Origin of the sequence: Simiduia litorea, from assembly GCF_042853465.1 — a bacterium.
Lineage (GTDB): Bacteria > Pseudomonadota > Gammaproteobacteria > Pseudomonadales > Cellvibrionaceae > Simiduia > Simiduia litorea.
In genome coordinates this window covers 2493239-2512147 of record NZ_AP031497.1, presented here as the reverse complement: position 1 = coordinate 2512147, position 18909 = coordinate 2493239, and the positions used below count along the sequence as shown (strand labels likewise).

20 protein-coding genes are annotated in these 18909 nt (G+C 47.2%); 18 read left to right on the top strand and 2 right to left on the bottom strand.

Going from position 1 to position 18909, the window contains the following annotated elements; translation table 11 throughout:
- The first annotated feature begins 1 nt into the window (after position 1).
- From ACGHTT_RS11245 to ACGHTT_RS11180, 14 genes are all read left to right on the top strand, one after another.
- A complete protein-coding gene (locus ACGHTT_RS11245; RefSeq protein WP_390590597.1) occupies positions 2–664 on the top strand; it encodes a hypothetical protein in 663 nt (220 codons plus the stop codon).
- Positions 657–986 (top strand): hypothetical protein, encoded by a 330-nt coding sequence (locus ACGHTT_RS11240; RefSeq protein WP_390590596.1) that lies wholly within the window; start codon positions 657–659, stop codon positions 984–986. The genes ACGHTT_RS11245 and ACGHTT_RS11240 overlap by 8 nt, the downstream gene beginning before the upstream one ends.
- A gap of 144 nt (positions 987–1130) precedes the next feature.
- The gene (gene mshL, locus ACGHTT_RS11235) at positions 1131–2720 is read left to right on the top strand and encodes a pilus (MSHA type) biogenesis protein MshL (protein WP_390590595.1); all 1590 of its coding nucleotides are present in this window, start codon (positions 1131–1133) and stop codon (positions 2718–2720) included.
- Positions 2721–2723: 3 nt separating this feature from the next.
- The gene (locus tag ACGHTT_RS11230) at positions 2724–3635 is read left to right on the top strand and encodes an ExeA family protein (RefSeq protein ID WP_390590593.1); all 912 of its coding nucleotides are present in this window, start codon (positions 2724–2726) and stop codon (positions 3633–3635) included.
- Positions 3632–5041, top strand: a complete 1410-nt coding sequence (locus ACGHTT_RS11225; protein WP_390590591.1) for a hypothetical protein — start codon at positions 3632–3634, stop codon at positions 5039–5041. Before ACGHTT_RS11230 ends, ACGHTT_RS11225 begins: the two co-directional genes overlap by 4 nt.
- A gap of 66 nt (positions 5042–5107) precedes the next feature.
- The gene (locus ACGHTT_RS11220; RefSeq protein WP_390595040.1) at positions 5108–6829 is read left to right on the top strand and encodes a GspE/PulE family protein; all 1722 of its coding nucleotides are present in this window, start codon (positions 5108–5110) and stop codon (positions 6827–6829) included.
- Positions 6829–8052: a type II secretion system F family protein gene (locus tag ACGHTT_RS11215; protein ID WP_390590590.1), complete on the top strand. Its 1224-nt coding sequence runs from the start codon at positions 6829–6831 to the stop codon at positions 8050–8052. Before ACGHTT_RS11220 ends, ACGHTT_RS11215 begins: the two co-directional genes overlap by 1 nt.
- Positions 8049–8591, top strand: coding sequence for a hypothetical protein (locus tag ACGHTT_RS11210; RefSeq protein ID WP_390590589.1), 543 nt, complete (start codon positions 8049–8051; stop codon positions 8589–8591). Before ACGHTT_RS11215 ends, ACGHTT_RS11210 begins: the two co-directional genes overlap by 4 nt.
- A gap of 244 nt (positions 8592–8835) precedes the next feature.
- Complete coding sequence (locus ACGHTT_RS11205; RefSeq protein ID WP_390590587.1) at positions 8836–9246, top strand: type II secretion system protein; 411 nt, start codon at positions 8836–8838, stop codon at positions 9244–9246.
- Positions 9247–9251: 5 nt separating this feature from the next.
- Positions 9252–9701, top strand: coding sequence for a Tfp pilus assembly protein FimT/FimU (locus ACGHTT_RS11200; RefSeq protein WP_390590585.1), 450 nt, complete (start codon positions 9252–9254; stop codon positions 9699–9701).
- A complete protein-coding gene (locus ACGHTT_RS11195) occupies positions 9691–10185 on the top strand; it encodes a type II secretion system protein (protein WP_390590584.1) in 495 nt (164 codons plus the stop codon). The genes ACGHTT_RS11200 and ACGHTT_RS11195 overlap by 11 nt, the downstream gene beginning before the upstream one ends.
- Positions 10186–10965, top strand: a complete 780-nt coding sequence (locus tag ACGHTT_RS11190) for a type II secretion system protein J (RefSeq protein WP_390590581.1) — start codon at positions 10186–10188, stop codon at positions 10963–10965.
- A 22-nt stretch (positions 10966–10987) separates the two neighbouring features.
- A complete protein-coding gene (locus ACGHTT_RS11185; protein ID WP_390590580.1) occupies positions 10988–11413 on the top strand; it encodes an MSHA biogenesis protein MshP in 426 nt (141 codons plus the stop codon).
- Positions 11410–15030, top strand: coding sequence for a DUF6701 domain-containing protein (locus tag ACGHTT_RS11180; protein WP_390590579.1), 3621 nt, complete (start codon positions 11410–11412; stop codon positions 15028–15030). The genes ACGHTT_RS11185 and ACGHTT_RS11180 overlap by 4 nt, the downstream gene beginning before the upstream one ends.
- Positions 15031–15053: 23 nt before the next feature.
- On the opposite strand, the gene ACGHTT_RS11175 is transcribed toward ACGHTT_RS11180, so the two are convergent.
- Positions 15054–15593 carry a glycine cleavage system protein R gene (locus ACGHTT_RS11175; RefSeq protein ID WP_390590578.1) on the bottom strand — a complete coding sequence of 180 codons (540 nt, stop codon included), beginning with the start codon at positions 15591–15593 and terminating at the stop codon, positions 15054–15056.
- A 134-nt stretch (positions 15594–15727) separates the two neighbouring features.
- On the opposite strand from ACGHTT_RS11175, the gene ACGHTT_RS11170 reads away from it, so the two are divergent.
- The 4 genes from ACGHTT_RS11170 to rlmM are packed head-to-tail and all read left to right on the top strand — an operon-like array spanning position 15728 to position 18577.
- Positions 15728–16534: a class I SAM-dependent methyltransferase gene (locus ACGHTT_RS11170; RefSeq protein ID WP_390590577.1), complete on the top strand. Its 807-nt coding sequence runs from the start codon at positions 15728–15730 to the stop codon at positions 16532–16534.
- Positions 16535–16786 (top strand): YheU family protein, encoded by a 252-nt coding sequence (locus tag ACGHTT_RS11165; RefSeq protein ID WP_390590575.1) that lies wholly within the window; start codon positions 16535–16537, stop codon positions 16784–16786.
- Between the two features lie 48 nt (positions 16787–16834).
- Positions 16835–17500 carry an alpha/beta family hydrolase gene (locus ACGHTT_RS11160; protein ID WP_390590574.1) on the top strand — a complete coding sequence of 222 codons (666 nt, stop codon included), beginning with the start codon at positions 16835–16837 and terminating at the stop codon, positions 17498–17500.
- 18 nt (positions 17501–17518) lie between these two features.
- Positions 17519–18577, top strand: a complete 1059-nt coding sequence (gene rlmM, locus ACGHTT_RS11155; protein WP_390590573.1) for a 23S rRNA (cytidine(2498)-2'-O)-methyltransferase RlmM — start codon at positions 17519–17521, stop codon at positions 18575–18577.
- A gap of 25 nt (positions 18578–18602) precedes the next feature.
- Here the strand turns inward: rlmM and ACGHTT_RS11150 are convergent, their stop codons facing one another.
- On the bottom strand, positions 18603–18884 hold the full coding sequence (locus ACGHTT_RS11150) for an antibiotic biosynthesis monooxygenase family protein (protein ID WP_390590571.1): 282 nt from the start codon (positions 18882–18884) through the stop codon (positions 18603–18605).
- Positions 18885–18909: the final 25 nt, after the last annotated feature.

The following is an 18909-nucleotide window of genomic DNA, read 5'->3' as shown; positions in this document are numbered from 1 at the left end:
TATGTCTGCCATAAAAAATTACCGCGAAAAGTTTGAAAAGTTACAGACTCGCGAACGCACCTTGGTGTTGCTCGTGTGTTTGGCCGTGATCTATATGATTTGGTCGATTGCTATTGGCTCGCAAATTGATACTCGGGCTAAAAAGCTAACTACGCAGTTAACGGAATCACAGGTCAAACTCGAGAGTCAAAACATAGAATTGGCCGGCCTTACGTTAAAGCAGCAGCAAGATCCAGATCTACTGTTGAAACAAGAGGCTTTGCAGTTAGCTCGCGATATTGAGCAGTTGGATCAGTCTCTCGCGGCTATGTCTGTTGGTTTGGTACCTGCACAAGAATTAGCTCTGATATTAGAGAGTGTTTTATTGAAAACCGGTGAGCTGTCTTTGGTCAGCCTTCAAACGCTACCAATTGAAGAGCTTCAGTTAAGTGCTCAGCAAGATGAAGTGAATTCCCCACCGACAACCGGTGTTTATCGGCACGCAGTTCAGTTAACCCTAAAAGGTGGATATTTTGCTTTAAACGACTATTTGCTAGCGTTGGAGGCACTACCTTGGCGTTTCTATTGGGATAGCCTGAATTATCAGGTCAGTGCGTATCCACGTGCGGAAATAGAATTGAGGGTGTATACCTTGTCTACAGAGCGAGGTGTCGTCGGTGGTTAAACCTTTTCTAAATGTAAAATGCTTGCTGTTGACGTTGGTTGCGGGTGTGGCTGCTGCTCAAGCGCCTTTATCTGATCCAACGGCGCCTTTGGGCTTTAGTGTAAAAGCAGCGCAAGCTCAGCCATTTACCTTGAATTCAATTTTTAAGTCTGCAACCCAGTCCAAGGCAATCGTCAATGGCAAGTTAGTTAAAGTTGGCGACAGAGTAAATGGCGGTAAAATACTCGCAATTAGCGATACAGAAGTTGCGGTAGAAACAAAAGATGGCGTGCAGCGATTAGCGTTGCACGGTCAAATTAAAAAAAATAGTGCAACTCAATAGGATGTTTTGGTGGAGCTTATGTTGAAACAACACTTGCAAAGTGAGCGTGTTACAAAGCGCCACTGGTTATTACCGTGTTTATTGACGCTGCTTGTGAGTTGTACTTCTTCAACCAGGGAAGCAAATTTTTCTATTGAAAAGGAGATGGCCCAAGTAGTTGAGGCAGAAAAAGTAGTTGCCCCTAAAGTGGTGCCAGAGAGTGTAAACAACACGCTGTTAGGTCAATCTACACCGGCCGTTGCAGCGGTTCCAAGATTTGATGTTTCTGTGCACAATGTTAATGCAAAAGATTTTTTTCTAGGTCTTATCGATGGAACAGGCACCAATGTGGTTGTGCATCCCTCGGTTGCTGGCCAGCTATCCCTGAACCTTAAAAATGTCACTGTACTTGAAGTGCTTGAAGTGGCGCGCGATATTTATGGCTACGAATTTAAAGAGCGAAATGGCATCTATACGATTTATCCGTTGGAGTATCGAACGGAAATGTTTCCAATTGACTACTTAGATGTGCGCCGTGTTGGTATTTCCGACACCTCGGTGCCTGTTGGTCGGTTGGACTCGAATAACAGTGGTAATAGTAGTAGCGGCAGTAGCGGAAGTTCACGCTCTGGTGGGTCAAATAGCGGTACTAACCCAAATTTACTGGGCATGTTTGGCAGCGCTGAGGATACTAAATCGTCTTCGGGTCAAATATCGGCTGGCTCACAGGTTCAAACGCTATCAAAAACAGATTTTTGGTCTTCTTTGAGGGAAACCCTGATTGCGATCATCGGCGGTGAGTCGGATCAACGCCGTGTCATGATATCGCCACAAGCGGGTATGGTCATTGTTAAGGCGCTGCCATCGGAGTTGTTTTCGGTGCGGGAGTTTCTCGAGCGTTCGGATATGACGGTAAAGCGTCAGGTGGTCATTGAAGCCAAAATACTCGAAGTAAAACTAAGTGACGAGTTTGCCGCCGGTATTAACTGGAGTGCTATCAGCGGTCAATTAATCATGGCGCGTAATGTATCTGAGTTCGAGTTGCCGAGTAATATTACCGTTGGGGCTGAAACGGGTGAGCTATTTTCATCGCTGTTAAAAGTCAATGATATTACTCAGTTATTGGACTTGCTGGAACAACAGGGCAATGTGCAGGTGCTCAGTAGTCCTAGAATCTCGACGGTTAATAATCAAAAGGCTGTTATTCGCGTAGGTACCGATGAATTTTTTGTGACCGGTTTGTCAAGCAATACGACGTCCAACGCGTCATCAACTACCAGTACACCCAATATTGACTTGGCGAGTTTTTTTAGTGGTATCGCACTCGACGTAACGCCGCAAATTGCAGCAACAGGCGATATTATCTTACATATCCACCCTGTCGTGAGTAACGTCTCTGACCAAGAAAAGAATTTGACCATTGGTGATGAGAAATTTTCCTTGCCGTTGGCTGTAAGAGATATACGGGAGACGGATAGTATCGTAAGAGCCGAGAGCGGTCAGGTTGTGGTGCTTGGTGGCTTGATGCAAGAAGTGCTACAAGAAGTGGATGGGAAAACACCGTTGCTTGGCGATATTCCTGGTGTTCGCGGTATGTTCAATACCCGAAATTATAAAAAAGTTAAAACCGAATTGGTAATATTACTCAGACCGACCGTAGTGGATGCCAATACCTATTTGAAGGATGTTGAGTCTAGCAATCAGCGTGTTAAGGATCTAGGTGTTACTTATCGCGAGATCTTTGGTAAGGAGTAGCACTTGTATACAGAATTTTTTAGCTTACAAGAAAAACCTTTTTCGCTAACACCGGATACGCAGTTCTTTTTTAATAAACAAAGTCATAGGGTGGCGCTTAATACCATGTTAGGCGCGGTTCAGAATAACGAAGGTTTTATCAAGATTGTTGGCGAGGTCGGTACTGGAAAGACATTGCTTTGTAGAAAGCTGTTGTCGCTGCTAGATGGTAAATTCAAAGTTATTTATATACCTAATTCCTATCTGACGCCTAATGAACTGAAAGGCCTCGTTGCTGATGAAATAGGTGCTGAATTTACGGTCGGTATGCCGGCCTACCAGCTGATGGGCTCGATCTATCGAAAGCTTCTACAGCTAGTAAAAGACAATGTTCAGGTGGTGCTCATCGTTGATGAGGCGCAGGCTATGCCACGCGACACCTTAGAGGCTTTACGCTTATTGACCAACCTTGATACCGAAAAACGCAAATTGCTGCAGGTGATTTTGATCGGTCAGCCGGAACTAGATGAAACGCTTGATAGATCTGACTTACGACAGTTAAAGCAGCGCATTGTATTTACCGCGCGATTGCAGCCATTAACCCTAGAAGGTGTTGCTGAATACGTTGGCTACCGAATGAGTTCTGCTGGTTGTGATAGGTTAGTGTTTTCTAAATCCGCACTTTTGTATCTGTATTGGAGTTCAGGTGGAATCCCCCGGCTGATTAATCTATTGGCTCATAAAGCCCTTATCGCAGCGTTTAATGAAGGTGAGTCTTTGGTGAAACCAAGTCATATGGCGTTGGCGATCAATAATACTCCTGAAGCTCGCAAACGTGGGCGTTTTATTGCTCAAGGAATAAATTGGCTTTGGCCGATTATCGGCGGCGTGGGGGGGATTGCTTTGTCAGCCTATGTGGGAAGTGTTGTGTCATGACTGAAATACAGGCGACATTACATCAGTTGCAACGAGGTGACATTAATCGTTCGGATGGAGTACAGCCTGCCGAAGATTACGTTCATGCGGTTGAACTTGGCACGGAAAATCCATTTGCTACAGGGTTGCGAATATCTGGTGTGCTTGCGTTTTTGCTTGCCTTTTCGGTACATCAATTCTATCTCGTGGCTTCAGTTGATATTGCAGTACAAGCACCTGACGTAGCGGCTGAGGTTTCGGCGGAAAGCGTAATAGATGATGTTGAAACGGCGGTGCTGGCGGCTGGCAAGCCAGTAAACCAAGGTATTGCACCAGATGCGCTTTTGACGCCCACAGCGATTGTTGATACATCAGCGTTGGCGCAATCTGATGTATTGAAAAATACTGAAAGACTTGAGGAGCAGGCTGAGCAGGCGCGAGAGTTAAACCTGTTGCGCCAACAACAGCTCGAACTGTTGTATAAGAATGCCACGATTGCATTATCTAAAGATCGTCTGATGACACCTCAGTCGGATAACGCCGTGCACTATTTTCAAGCGATGTTAGACATAGATTCGGCAGAGCCTCGGGCGCTGTCGGGATTGAAAAAGGTGGCCAAGCGCTATAAGGCATTTGCGGTCAGTCTTGCTAAAAGAGGTGATATTACTGCGGCGGCGCAAATGTTGGAAAGAGCTGAGGCTTTAGCGCCTCAAACACTGCGCCTCGGTGATTTGATAGCACAAATGCCCGCGGCTCAGGCCGCTGATGTAGATGCCACCGCTCAACCTAGTGGTGGCAGTAATCAAGCAAGTCGAAGGACTAACGCACAGGAGGGCACTCGTGTTGTTCGTTCGGTAAATGGCGAGATTGACGATGCTAAATTTTTGGCAAAAAAGCAGATTGCAAATGGGCAGGCGAGGGACGCGGCATTCTTGTTGAGTAGCTTTATGCCGCAATACGCCGCGGATGGTGAGTTTGTTGAGTTGTTGCACCAGGCCTATTTGAATTCTAATCAAAGTGCAGAAGCGCTAAATTTACGAGTCACTTTACAAGGTACATTACCTGGTCATCATATGGCGAAGATGCAAGCGGCAGAATTTATCCAATCCGCTCGGCCAAATGATGCGATTGCTGTACTTGAAAAAAATCTACCGAGTTATGAGCAAGACAGTAGTTACTACGGCCTGCTTGCTGGCTTATATTATCGAGTGCAGCGTTATGCAGATGCCGAAAAGGCTTACGAAAAGTTGCTTGGCGTTGCACCGGATATGGGTAGCTACTGGCTTGGTTATGCTGTAGCGCTGGATGCACAGTCTAATTTAAAGGCCTTGGGTGCTTTCAAGAAGGCGACATTAACCTTGCCTGCTCAAGATGCCTCGCGGCAGTATGTTGAGCAGAGGGTTAGAGAACTTGGCGGCGGTCAATAAGCGGAGATTGTTGTGAGCGAACCAAGGCAAAGAATTAGAATTGGTGACTTATTAGTTAGCAATCAAATGATTAGCGAAGCTCAATTAGAGCAGGCTCTTAAAGAGCAAAAGTTGTCTGGTCGAAAACTGGGCCGAACGCTTGTTGACTTGGGCTATGTGGATGAAAATGCCATGTTAACCTTATTGTCCACACAGCTTAAAATTCCCTTTGTCGAGCTAAAGCAGTTCCGCTTCGATCGCGACTTGATTCAAACGCTGCCTGAAACACAAGCTCGACGCTACCGAGTGATGCCGCTTAAGGAAAGTGCCGAGGGCATTTTGCTAGGGATGGCTGACCCAACTGATATTTTCTCCATAGATGAATTACAAAAAATATTTCAGAAGCCTTTACACCCTGCGGTGGTTAGGGAATCAGAGTTGCTTGATGTACTCGACATTGCCTATAGCCATAAGGAAGTTATAGCCTCCTTGGCCGAAGAGCTTGATACTGAGCTCGAGGATACCGCCGTAGATCTTGCCGATGTGGCTGTTGATGCAGGGCAAGAAGATGCGCCTGTGGTAAAGTTGTTGCAGCATATTTTTGAAGATGCCATCAACACCAAGGCTTCGGATGTTCACATCGAGCCCGATGAAACGGTGCTTCGCATTCGTCTTAGGATAGATGGTGTGCTCACTGAGCAGGTCATGAATGAGCGTCGAATTTCCGCGGCATTGGTGGTGCGCCTGAAGTTAATGTCGGGTCTGAATATTTCTGAAAAGCGCTTACCCCAAGACGGCCGTTTTAATCTGAAGGTTAAGCGTCGAAGTATCGACGTGCGTCTTTCCACAATGCCTGTCCAGTTTGGTGAGTCCGTCGTCATGCGCTTGATTGATCATTCGGATGGCGTTCGCTCCTTGGATCAGGTTGGTATGCCGGCTGATGTTTTGAAGCGCTTCAGATCCATAATCCAGCGTCCGAATGGTTTGATATTGGTTACCGGGCCGACGGGTAGTGGTAAAACCACAACGTTGTACGGTGCTTTGGGTGAACTGAATACCCCTGACAAAAAAATCATTACCGTGGAAGATCCCGTTGAATTTCAGCTTCCGCGTATCAGTCAGGTTCAGTTGCATGAAAAAATTGGATTAACTTTTGAGCGCGTACTACGCGCAACCTTGCGCCAAGATCCAGATATCTTATTGGTTGGTGAAATTCGCGATAGCAGCTCAGCGGAAATTGCGTTGAGGGCAGCGATGACTGGCCACCTGGTGTTATCTACATTGCATACCAACGACGCTGTATCGTCTGCCTTGCGATTAATTGATATGGGCGTTGATTCTTATTTAGTAGCGGCTTCCACAAAAGCCATTGTTGCGCAACGCTTAGTCAGACGTGTATGTGAAAGCTGCAGCGCTGATTATTCACCTAATGCGAATGAGCGGCAATTGCTCGCACTTGGGCAACGTCGATTTAAATCGATAGTCCCAACGTTAAAAAAGGGAGCTGGTTGCCCGCATTGTTTTAATACGGGCTACCGTGGGCGTATAGGCGTGTTTGAGTTGTTAGAAGTTAGTCATGCAATGGCTGACGCGCTTCGGGATAACAATGTTCGCGCTTTTAATGATGTGGTTCACAATGATCCAACCTTTAAAACACTGATGTTTAGCGCGCTTGAATACGCTCTGCAAGGTATCACAACCCTCGAAGAGGTGTTGCGTGTGTCAGCGCAAGTTGAGGATGAGCCTCCTGAGGCGAACCTGATCCCAGGTGAGGATGTTGTTCCATCAGTGAGTGCTGGGGATGTTTAATGCCAACCTATAAATTTGTAGGGCGAGATGCCAGTGGCACCAAAATTACCGGCTTGCTAGAAGGCGCCTCTGCCGATTCAATTGCAACGGCTTTGGCGAATAAAGGCGTTACCCCGCTGCAAGTGACGGAGGCCGCTCAGTTAGAAAACTGGATAGATCAATTAAATGAAAGCTTAGCTAGCAAAAAAGTAGAAATTACAGAGCTGGTTATGTTTTGTAGGCAAATGTACACCATTACAAAATCGGGAATACCCTTGATTAAAGGTATTCAAGGTCTTTCTAAATCAATGAGCCATCGCCATTTCAAGAGAGCGTTGGAAGATATCGTTGTGCGTTTAGAGAGCGGTATCGAACTGTCGCAAGCTATGCGTCATCACAAAGATATTTTTAGCTCGCTGTTTTTGTCAATGGTACAGGTGGGAGAGAATAGCGGGCAGTTAGAAGAAGTGTTCGACCAAATGAGTTTCTATTTGGAGCGTGATTTGGAAACTCAAAAGTCGGTGACGGCCGCATTGCGTTATCCTATGTTCGTTATGATTGCGCTAGCCTTGGCAATGGTCGCCATCAATATTTGGGTGATTCCGGCTTTCGCCGCTATGTTTGCAAAGTTTGATGCGGCCCTACCTTTACCCACCATTATTTTGCTGGGCGTATCAGATTTCTTTGTTACTTTTTGGCCGTATATGTTGGTTGGTTTGTTTGTGCTAATCGTCGGTGCCAGAGAGTACTTAAAAACTGAAAAGGGAGCGAGTAACTGGGGTCGATGGAAGCTGAAGTTACCCGTTGTTGGGGACATATTAGAGCGAGCGACAGTGGCGCGTTATTGTCGTGCATTGGCGCTGATGTTGAAGTCAGGCGTACCTATTGTGCAGTCCTTAGATCTTTGTGCAAAAGCGATAGACAACCCCTATTTGGCAGAGAAAATACATAAGATTAGATCTGGCATTGAGCGTGGTGACACCCTTGTAAGAACACATCAAGCCAGTGGGATGTTTAGTCCGTTAGTCATGCAGATGATTGCCGTGGGTGAAGAGAGTGGCCAAATTGACACGCTACTTGCTGAGATGGCAGGTTTTTACGAGCGCGAAGTGGATTATGATTTGAAGAAGATTGGCGACCGAATAGAGCCAATTTTGATTGTCATCATGGCCGTGTTTGTGATGATTCTAGCGTTAGGAATATTTCTCCCGATGTGGAGTATGTACGACGTACAAAAGCGATGAGCGACCGGCAACCAGGTAAACAGGGGTTATTTGAGCTTGTGGTTGTGCTCGTTGTTATAGCGCTGACGGCAGCGACAGGTGCTCGCTACATTATGAAGGCTATTGATGAGGCTTGGCAGGTGAGTATTGAAACTCAGGCGCAAGTATTTACGGCGGCGGTGGCTCTTGTTCACTGGCGTTGGGTGAGTGGAGGAGCAAGTTCCATCCATGGAAAGAATAGGGAAATGGCCTATGTAGAGGTAGATGGCGTGCGCATCTTTTTAAACCGGTTTGGCTGGCCAGTTCATACAGAGTACACCCTGTCTGAATCAGGGTTGCAGGCAGAAGGTTGTTTACAAGTTTGGAATGCGGTGTTGCAAAATCCCGGTAACGCTCGACTCCTCGATCAACCTATTGTTAAGAATAGTGATATTCAGGTGCAGGTTGTTGAGGGTAAGAAATGCCGATATGGCGTTTATACCAAATCGAATACAGAGCACTATTTTGACTACGACGTGACCAGCGGTAGGGTAGAGGTGGCGAGTGGTCAAAATAGATAAAGGTTGATGGCTGCCGTATTGGGTTTTATGGATAAAAGTGGTTTAGAATCCTTATTATAATGGAATAAATAGCGTCTTTTACTATGCTTATTCTAGATAGTATCGGATAAGAGCCGGAGTTGCTTTTAGTAGTAGATTCAAATTGTGATTTTTACGGAATCGTTAGTCACTTTTTGAATTAAGTCGTGTCTCGAAATGAGAGATACCAACCATAGAGTTTTTGGAACGTAACGGAGATTTATTCATGAAAAATATGCAATCTGGCTTTACTTTAATCGAGTTGATTGCGGTTATTGTCATTTTAGGTATTTTGGCAGCAACGGCAGTACCGCGGTTTATTAATCTACAGGATGAGGCAGCAGAGGCCGCTATAGCTGGCATTGCAGGAGCTGCCGCAAGTGGTTCTGCGCTAAATTTAGCGGCTTATCAAACGTTTACCGCTGGTATAGGCACAGATAAAACCGTTCAAACGGCAGGCTTGGCTTGTGATGCAGCTATTGCTGCTGTGCTCCAGGATCCAGTGCCAACCGGATACACAATTACTGGAACGGTCGATGCGACGCCTGCGGGCGTATTATCTTCAGTTGCTTGCAACATTGCCAGAACAACAACGCCAGCGATTAATCGCGATGTTTCCCTTCACATCATTCCCTAGGATTCATGATGATCCGTCGTCACCAAACCGCCTTAGTTAATAAGCGGTTTGGTGCCGGTTTTACCCTTATTGAGCTGGTTGCCGTTATCTTACTTATCGGTATTATCGCTAGTACTGTTGCTAGTCGAGCATTTACGACGGGTGATGCGGCGCTACAAACCGCTCGAGATGACATAGTGGCGGCAGTCAATTTTGCTCAACAGCAGGCGATGGATACCGATGGCGCGGTCGTTCTAGCCATAACCTCAACGACAGTGGCGGTTAGCCGCGACAGTGTGCCTCTGCAGTTTGGTTCGGTTAGTTACCCGCTTGAACTACCCTCTAGGGTGAGCGTCGCCCCAAATGCTACCTTGGCTTTTAATCGGTTGGGTGAATCATCGCCACAAGTGTTTACCTTATCTGTTGGCACAGAAACTACCACCGTTTCTGTATCAGCCGCTGGCTATGCAAATTAAATATTCTTCAGGTGGTATTCAACCAAGAGCATGTGGTGCATCGCTCATTGAACTTATTGTTTTTATTGTCGTTATCAGTGTTTCATTGGTTGGATTAATTTCTGTTTTCAATCAGTCGTTGTCAAGCAGTGTTGACCCAATCGTTCGGGTAACGGCCATTGAGCTGGCACAAGCAAAGCTCGATGAAATACTGGCGAGGAAATTTGATGCCAGTAGTCCGACCGGCGGCGTGCCTGCCTGTGGCAGCGCTGAAATTGGTGCTGTGGCCTGCTCAGGCATTAGTCCGGATGGTGGGTTTGATGACGTAGGTGATTTCCACGGGCAGGTCTCTAGCCCTCTGCCGGGATATAGTGTGAATGTCACCATCGTTGAAGCGGGGGCGGATCTAGGTTTGCCCTCAGCACAGGCGCGACGTGTCACGGTACTGGTTGATATGCCCAATGGTGAGTTTGTTCAGTTGTCCAGCTTCAAGGTGAATTTCTAAATGAGTAGGGGTTTCACGTTAATTGAACTTATCACCGTGCTGGTCGTGTTTAGTATTGTTGCCGCGATGGGTAGCAGTTATGTTGTAACGTCAATCACGGCCTATAATCAGGCAGCTGAGCGCAACAAGCTTGTCAGCCGCAGTCGCGCTGTTGTTGAAAGAATAACGAGGCAAATTAGAATAGCGCTACCTTACTCTATACGTATTAGCGCAAGTGGTCAGTGCCTTGAATTCATGCAATTGTCAGGCGGTGCAAACTATCAAGCGATATTGCCCGATAGCAATAATGGAGCACCGGCTATTACGGCAATAGCGACGGCGCCTTTTAGCTTATCTCTTGGTGCTGCCGCTAGTGTTGCCGTTGGCGCTATGGCTGATGTAGAAGTGTACAGTACGTCTGCGAGTGCATCGCGCGCCTCAATAGCTTCCGTTAATGGCAATCCTATCACCCAAATCAACTTGACCAGTCCACATCGATTTATTCGAAACTCGATAAATAGCCGTGTTTACGTATTAGATAATCCTGAGCGTTTTTGCGTAACCAGCAATCAACTATGGCACTACAGTAATTATGGCTTGAATACAGGGGTATTGTCTGACGCAAACCCTGGCGGAAATTCAGCATTAATGAGCGACGATGTATTTTCCGGTTCGCCAACGTTTTCACTTTCGCCCGCGACTGAATCGCGTAACACGATCGTAGATATTGAATTCTCCATGACACGTGGCGATGAAACTCTCAGGGTGAGCCACCAGGTGCAAATTCGAAATGTCCCGTAGTTACAGATCGAAAAGTATTGCAATGTATTCACAGCGTGGTTTTTTAATGCCACTGGCGATTTTTATTATTGTGGCGATGGGCGGATTTGCGCTTACCATGGCGAGAACTGCATCCCAGTCGAATACCAGTGCGGTACAAGCTATGATAGCGATTCAAGCGTTTTATGCCGCAGATTCCGGCGCCCAGTGGGGCATGAATCAATTGTTTTATGATGCGGGTAGCCCAATTTCACGATCTTCGGTGGATGCAAAATGTGTGACGCTATCGGGGCAGTCAAGATCTTTTAATACCGATGGTTTGCGAAATTGCCGTGTAGAGTTGCTGTGCACATTGAGCTCAGATCCATCTAATACGATTAGTTACTACCAGATCACTAGTGCATCAGAGTGTGGGAATGAGCCGATTGTTTCCCAGCGTACAGTTGAACTGTCGGCGTTTATGAAATGAAAAAATCAATGGTGTTTTTGTGTTTTTTCGTTCTTTGCTTTTCATGGCAGGTTTACGCTCAAACTTGTGAATCTATTTTTCCAGATGCCGTTTCCAGCAGTAATAACGGTGGTAGTATCACCCTTGGTCATGGATCTACAATCTTTAATTCGCCAGACAATATTTTAGATACACGAAATTTGTCTGTGCCCACCTATAATAATTTAAGCTGTAACGGTGTTGTTTGCACTAAATCAAATAGTGTGGTTTCGCAGGGCAACCCCAAGGCGATGCCGAATGGCTCCAACATCACATTGAATTACCAGCAAACATTAAGTTTAGCCCCGGGTTCTTATGGTAATTTATCCATGAACTCTGAATCTGTCTTGTTGCTTTCGCCAGGTGATTATACGTTTAACGGAACAGTAACTATGGGTTACCTGAGTTCAATACGGCTGAACTTGGATGGTAGTGCAAGATTATGGGCTAAAGACACGGTAAATATCGCCAGCCAGGCAACGGTGGGTGTGAATAGCGTAGGTCGTAATATTTTCGTGTTTACTGAAAAAGATGTGATTTTATCGTCCCCGTCTATTGTTTATGCCTTTATTTATGCTGACCGTGATATATCCCTTAATAACCAAGCCCAAATATTTGGCGGCATTACCGCAAAACGTGATATCAGCATGGGGAGTTCTAGCTTTGTCACATATAGCTTGAATAAACTGGCACTTACAGACTTTGGTACCTTTTGTACAAATACGGCCAGTCTACCGACCCCACTTGTTGAATATAGGTTGGAAGCAACGTCCTGGTCGGGTGCCGCGAACGAAGTTATCGATAGTAGCCCCAGCGGCTTTAATGGTCGAGCGGTAAGCTACGGCGGTAGTTTTCCTTCGTCGTCAAATTTGACACCCGCGATTTCTGGCGACCCAGGTTCCTGTCGATACGGTATTTTTAATGGTACCTCCAGTGGCCATCTTCGTATTGAAGATAGGAATGCGTTAGATCTTCCAACTACTTTATCTGTTGGGGTTTGGATATATCCAACTTCTTTGCCTACGGGTGGCAATCTACGAACCATTGTCTCTAAAGATGAAAACTTTGAATTTCACTTAAATAGTAGTGGCAATATATTTTGGTGGTGGGGTGGCGGCTCGCGCTCTTTGGCTACATCTGGCTTAAATTTAGCCCTTAATACTTGGCACCATGTTGTTATTACCTATCAACTAGGCGAACAAAAAATATATATTAACGGCGTTGAGCGGGCTGCAACAAATTATAACGGCAATATGACGACCAATGGTGATCCCTTGCTCATTGGTACAGATTGGAATTTTGACAGTCGAAACTTTGTTGGGCGCTTAGATGAGGTGAATCTTTTTCAGGAAAAGCTCACAGCCTTACAAGTTGTTAGTCTCATGAATAGAACGCACCCGTGTCAAAACACACCAACCTTGGGTGGTTTTGATATCGATGTGGGTGGCGGTACCGCGAGCGTGTGTACGCCGAAGCAGGTAACTATTACGGCGCGGGATACCAATAACAATGTCTTCACAGGGTATACCGGCACGGTGAATATACAAACCACGACGAATCGTGGTGATTGGAGTGTGGTGAATGGCTCGGTGGCGCCACGCTTTGTCGCGGGCGCTAGCGATAGCGGGCAGGCAGGCTTTACCTTTAATGCTAGCGACGCAGGGCAGTTGCAATTAAATTTAAGCAATCAGCATGCGCAGACGTTACAAGTTAGAGTGACAGAGACAATTCCGAATTCAGGGACGTTTTCGCTTAGCAGTAATTTGACGTTTTCGGCTAATGCGTTTGTGGTCAGCTTTAATGATTCACTTAATGACGATGTTGTTGCAGGTAGAAATCATGGTTTTCGCGTTCAAATGTATCGACGAGATACCACCACGGGTAATTGTGCGGTAGCAACCAATTATGCTGCCAATAATATCAAAACGTGGATGGTGCGCGATGCGCAAGATCCCGGTGGAAGTGTTCCTACTATCAACACCGTGGCCTTACCTGTGACAGAACCCGGCTCCGCCAATGTTACCTATCCCTTTGTTAGTGGCGTCGCTACTTATAATATGGTGACAACGGATGTTGGTAAGTACACCTTGTTTTTTAAAGATGACAGCAGTGGATTTTCTGATCAGCCCATTCTTGGCGATAGCGGCACACTTATTATTCGTCCCTTTGGCTTTGATGTAAGCGTCTCAGGTAATCCGAACGGTGTAACGGCGTCTGGCCCGGTGTTTCGTCCTGCGGGTCAAAATTTCGTCGCAAATTTACGTGCAGTAGTGTGGCAAGCAGCGGATGATTCTAACGGCGATGGCATACCTGATGGTCACGGCGACGGGAATGCTGCCACGGGCGCTAGTTTGGCAAACAACCCAGCCGCGGTTCGTTTTGGGCAAGAATCGCCCACCGAAGGTGGTTTGCTAAGCGCCGTAATCGTTGCGCCCTCCGGCGGTAATGACCCAGGTTTAGGCAATGGCGAGTCAGTCGGTGATGGTCGAGTTGTATCTGGCTTCAGTAGCGGCACCAAGCAAAGTGGTAATGTTTATTATCCTGAGGTAGGCGCGATTGAGCTTAATGCGCGCTTGTTAGATGCCAGCTATTTGGGTGCATCGGCGGCGCGGACGGCAAAAATCGTAGGCTCTAGCTACGTCGGTCGATTCATTCCAGCAGCCTTTTCGTTAACACCGGTCGCCGTTAACGACGCCTGTTCGAGTTTCACCTATATGGAACAGGCTTTTAATCTTAGTTATCGCTTAACGGCGCAAAATGCATTATCAGCTGCACAAACAACGCAAAATTACCAGGGAGCCTTTGCCAAGTTAGGTGGCGGCTTGGGGAGTTTTACTTATGGTGCCAAGGCGGGCGGCAATGATGTGTCCAGCCGTGTCGCCGGGGCTGTAAACGCGGCGACTTGGGCAAACGGTGTGGGTACCGTGTTGGTTGATCCAATAACCTTCGCTCGGCAGGCGAGTACGGCACCTGATGGTCCGTACAATAATCTTCAATTAGGTTTGGTAGCTGTTGATGCCGATGGTGTCGGACTCAGTAGTTCAAGCCTAGATTTGGATACGGATGGCGATAGCCTAGGGGATTATGGGTTGTTGGGTGAATCTCGTCAGCTATTTGGTCGCTTATACGCCAAAGATGCCTTTGGCCCTGAGTCCACAAACATTCCGATGTTTTGGCAAACCGAGTATTACAATGGCGCACAGTTTGTTCTAAATAGCAGTGATAGTTGTACTGAGCTGGCGTTTAGTCAGATTAATTTTGTCGGCGCTTCAAGTAGTATTAATCTCGCGACTCAATCTGTTTCAGTTACCTTGGCAGGCGCGACCTCGAGTTTTAGTTTCGCTGATCCAATTGGGTCGCAAACGTGTATGACCGCCACGGGCGTTGGCTTTTGTGGTGGTTACGCAGGTCGTTATTACGGTGCCACCAATAACGTTGTGACTTACCCTGTGCAAATTAACCTTACCAACTATCCATATTTGCGTTTTGATTGGAATAAGGACGGAAGCTACGGCGATGTGTCTCATCCGCAATTCAATATTAACTTTTCCAGCTATCGCGGTCACGATCGCATCATATTTTGGCGTGAACGGCTGTGATTAGCCGTTCATGTGGTTGTTTACTAATGGGTGGTAGTGGGTGTTGGAATTTCTAATTCGATATCTACAGCGAGTTCGTCGGCAATTTGGTCGAGTTTTTCCGCAAGTTCATCCACATCGCTGTCCATAGGAATTTGCAGGATGCCATTGGCTTCAAACAAGGGTTCGCCGGACCAAGGCATGCTACTGAAATCTGTCGCCAACTCTTCAACGTTTATATTTCTAGCGCTTAAGGCTTGCGCTACTTCTTTCACGATACCGGGTCTGTCGTTTCCGATGAGATTAAAACGTATTTCTTTATAACTCTGTGGCTCCTCTTCGGTATCTGCCACATCAACGAGGGTTCTGATGCCTTTAGCGGTCAGGGCGGCAAGATCTGTCTTAAGGTCTTCTAGGTTTTCCTCATCTACGGTTACGAGTACTAGGCCACTGAATTTACCGCATAGATTTACCATGCGACTTTCCTCCCAGTTCCCATCGTGGGCGCTAACAACCTGAGCCAGTGTTTCGATAATGCCGGGTTTGTCTTTAGCGATGATGGTGACGATTAAATGCTGCTTCATATTGGGCTCCTACAGTAGATAGATCGAGTGTAACCTAAGCTGTGTGACATTTCAGGGCTTTGACTTGTGCGAGTGAGTCGGTTTAACTAGTCCACGATTCCAATTTCATCTTTTACACGAATAGAGGGAAGAACATGCTGTCTCGGATTATTAAAACTTGTTCGGTCATCCTGCTTGCTGTCGCGCCTATGTTTGGCACGGCCGATCCATTGCAAACAGCTATCACCGGCGAGCATCGTAGCGAGGCGTCCAGTGCGCGCGACGAAGCCCGTCATCCTGCAGAAACTCTGGCCTTCTTCGGCTTAAAAGCCAGCGATAAAGTGATTGAAATTTCACCTGGCGGCGGTTGGTACACAGAGATACTGGCGCCAGCCTTGCGCCAAAACGGTGTGCTTTACGCCGCCCATTTTCCTGCTCAATCGGATGTTCCTTATTACCAGCGCTCAAGGCAGGCCTTTTTAGAGAAATTGGCCGCTGAGCCGAGTGTTTACGACAAGGTAAATGTCACGGAATTTATTGCAGGTAATCCGGCAGCCGCAGGCCCTTTGGGTGGTGTTGACAAGGTGCTGACCTTTCGCAATGTGCATAATTGGATAAAAGCAGGTCATGGCGAGCAGGCATTTGCCGACTTTTACGCCATGTTAGCCAAAGGCGGTGTTTTAGGTGTAGTGGAACATCGTGCCAAGCCCGGCACTAGCTTGGAGGCCATGAAGGTATCTGGCTATGTGACAGAGGCTGAAGTCATTCGCCTAGCTGAAAAAGCGGGCTTTGTCTTGGATGGAAAAAGTGACGTGAATGCCAATGCTAAGGATACCGCCAACCACCCCAAAGGTGTTTGGACCTTACCGCCATCATTGGCGCTACAGGATGAAGACAAGGATAAGTACTTGGCCATTGGTGAGAGCGACCGCATGACCTTGCGCTTTCGTAAGCCTGAGTAAATGATGATTGTCATTCCCGTCGACCAATTGCCAGAAGATGCGTTACAGGGCCTCATTGAAGAATTTGTAACCCGCGATGGCACAGACTATGGGCAGGAAGAGATCAATCTTGCCCAAAAGGTCAGTCAAGTTAAGTCTCAGTTGCACAGGCGTGATGTCTTGATTGTTTATAATCTCGCTGAGGAGCAGGCCAATATTTTGACCCGTCAACAGTACGAAGAGCTGCAGAGGCAGGCACAGATAGCGGACTAGATATGTTGGGGTTGGCGGGGAAAGAGAGGCTATAATGCCTCTCTTTTTATGCGTGACTGGTTTATGTCCAAAACAGTAGCTTCAGGCTCGCTGCGCAATAGCCCCAAGCAGCCCACTGCACGTGTTCTTTTTTGCCATGGTGCCGGCGCTCCCATGGACAGCCAATTTATGGATACGATGGCAGCGCTATTATCTGGCCAGGGTCTCGATGTGGTGCGCGTCGAGTTTCCCTACATGGCAGAGCGCCGGTTAACCGGTAAGCGTCGTCCGCCCAACCCAATGCCGCAATTATTGGAATTTTTAGAGCAGCAAGTTTCGGTTTGGTCAGCATTTGATCAATTGCCTTTGTTCGTTGCCGGTAAATCGATGGGCGGACGTGTTGCGGCCATGTTGGCGTGCCAGGAGGTTAGTGCGGTGATAGCCTTAGGTTACCCGCTGCATCCTGTGGGTAAGCCTGAGAAGCTCAGGCTGGAGCCCTTGCTTGCGCGCCAATGTCCGCTGTTAATTGTACAGGGCGAAAGGGATTTGCTCGGCAATCGAGCAGAGTTTGACGCCTTGGTGTTACCTGAGCGGGTGTTGTTGCACTGGTTGCCTGATGGCGATCACGATTTGAAGCCCAGAGTTAAATCGGGTTTTACGCACCTCGACCATCTTCAGCGTACGGCACAGCTTATCGCCGCTTTTACCACCGATTATGTCGCTCATCAAAACTAAAGCCAATAGAGTTATAGAATGAATCATTTGTTTTTACATTGTCGCGGTGGATTTGAGGGTGAGTGTGCCGCAGAAATTTCTGAGTTAGCCAGTGACTTGGGTGTATTTGGCTACGCCAAAGCCAAAGCGCACAGCGCCTGCGTTATTTTCGTGACCCACGAGCCCGAAGGTGCCTTACAACTTATCGATAATCTTGATTTTGAGCGGCTGATTTTTACCCGGCAATGGTTTGTTACACGGGGCGAGCTAACTCAGTTACCGGTTGCTGATCGCCTTACCCCCATTTTGGCGGCGACGCGCGAATTGCCTTTGTGCAGTGATTGGTTGGTAGAAACAGTGGATACCAATGAAGGTAAAGAGTTGTCGGGTTTAGCTAAAAAGTTTTCGACGCCGCTGGCGCGAGCACTTGAAAAGAAAAACATGATTCAGCGCAAAGGGAAGTACTGCTTACATTTGCTGTTTACGTCCACGGAATCTGCGTATTTAGGGGTTAGCCCAAAGACCAATCGCTCGCCATGGGCGATGGGAATCCCGCGCTTGAAACTACCGAAAGAGTCACCAAGCCGCGCCACCTTAAAACTCGAGGAGGCTTGGCATCAGTTTATCCCTCGCGATAATTGGGATAAGGAATTGCAGGGTAGCATGAAAGCCGTCGATTTGGGTGCAGCGCCCGGCGGGTGGACTTGGCTGTTGGTACAGCGTGGTATGTTCGTAGAAGCTGTGGATAACGGGCCAATGCAAAATGAGCTGATGGAAACGGGGCAGGTGACCCATCATAAAGTTGACGGTTTTCAATTTGAACCGCGCAAGCCCGTGGATTGGTTAGTGTGCGATATTGTCGATAAACCTGCCCGTGTGGCCGCGATGATTGTGCGCTGGTTTGTTCAAGGTAATTGCTATAAAGCAATATTCAATTTGAAGTTGCCGATGAAGCAGCGCTACCAAGAAGTGCAAAAGTTATTGCTCCGCGTTGAGTCTGAATGCGAGGCCGCTGGCACACCGGTGGCTATACGTGCGCGCCAGCTTTATCACGATCGCGAAGAGATCACAGTGATAGCGCGAAGACTATCGCGTTAAACCAAGCTGACTTAATTATCCCCTATTAGTTTTCTAGCAGCGTAACTTTTTCGGGTTCGGCTAAGGTGGGATTAATTTGGTTCATCATATCGCGGCGAGCGTCACTTTCGGCCCAAGTCTGCCAGTCGCGCAAGGTGCGAAATTTGCACATGACGAAGCGGTGTAAGGGATTTTCGATATCGGTGAAAGTTTCGCCGCGAATAAACCCCTCGGCTTGAAACGCTTGATGTAGGGTGCTACGCGCTGCCAGTTCATAGGTCTCTGGCATGTCGTGAGCGATTAAGCGTTCAATTAATACATGAATCATGGTAAATATTTCTCAGCAATAGCAA

Bases quoted from the DNA above. Each gene is read 5' to 3' on its own strand.
- ACGHTT_RS11245 (WP_390590597.1), top strand. From the start codon at position 2: ATGTCTGCCATAAAAAATTACCGCGAAAAGTTTGAAAAGTTACAGACT.
- mshL (WP_390590595.1), top strand. From the start codon at position 1,131: ATGGCCCAAGTAGTTGAGGCAGAAAAAGTAGTTGCCCCTAAAGTGGTG.
- ACGHTT_RS11225 (WP_390590591.1), top strand. From the start codon at position 3,632: ATGACTGAAATACAGGCGACATTACATCAGTTGCAACGAGGTGACATT.
- ACGHTT_RS11220 (WP_390595040.1), top strand. From the start codon at position 5,108: ATGATTAGCGAAGCTCAATTAGAGCAGGCTCTTAAAGAGCAAAAGTTG.
- ACGHTT_RS11215 (WP_390590590.1), top strand. From the start codon at position 6,829: ATGCCAACCTATAAATTTGTAGGGCGAGATGCCAGTGGCACCAAAATT.
- ACGHTT_RS11210 (WP_390590589.1), top strand. From the start codon at position 8,049: ATGAGCGACCGGCAACCAGGTAAACAGGGGTTATTTGAGCTTGTGGTT.
- ACGHTT_RS11205 (WP_390590587.1), top strand. From the start codon at position 8,836: ATGAAAAATATGCAATCTGGCTTTACTTTAATCGAGTTGATTGCGGTT.
- ACGHTT_RS11200 (WP_390590585.1), top strand. From the start codon at position 9,252: ATGATGATCCGTCGTCACCAAACCGCCTTAGTTAATAAGCGGTTTGGT.
- ACGHTT_RS11195 (WP_390590584.1), top strand. From the start codon at position 9,691: ATGCAAATTAAATATTCTTCAGGTGGTATTCAACCAAGAGCATGTGGT.
- ACGHTT_RS11190 (WP_390590581.1), top strand. From the start codon at position 10,186: ATGAGTAGGGGTTTCACGTTAATTGAACTTATCACCGTGCTGGTCGTG.
- ACGHTT_RS11185 (WP_390590580.1), top strand. From the start codon at position 10,988: ATGTATTCACAGCGTGGTTTTTTAATGCCACTGGCGATTTTTATTATT.
- ACGHTT_RS11180 (WP_390590579.1), top strand. From the start codon at position 11,410: ATGAAAAAATCAATGGTGTTTTTGTGTTTTTTCGTTCTTTGCTTTTCA.
- ACGHTT_RS11175 (WP_390590578.1), bottom strand. From the start codon at position 15,593: ATGAAGCAGCATTTAATCGTCACCATCATCGCTAAAGACAAACCCGGC.
- ACGHTT_RS11170 (WP_390590577.1), top strand. From the start codon at position 15,728: ATGCTGTCTCGGATTATTAAAACTTGTTCGGTCATCCTGCTTGCTGTC.
- ACGHTT_RS11165 (WP_390590575.1), top strand. From the start codon at position 16,535: ATGATGATTGTCATTCCCGTCGACCAATTGCCAGAAGATGCGTTACAG.
- ACGHTT_RS11160 (WP_390590574.1), top strand. From the start codon at position 16,835: ATGCGTGACTGGTTTATGTCCAAAACAGTAGCTTCAGGCTCGCTGCGC.
- rlmM (WP_390590573.1), top strand. From the start codon at position 17,519: ATGAATCATTTGTTTTTACATTGTCGCGGTGGATTTGAGGGTGAGTGT.
- ACGHTT_RS11150 (WP_390590571.1), bottom strand. From the start codon at position 18,884: ATGATTCATGTATTAATTGAACGCTTAATCGCTCACGACATGCCAGAG.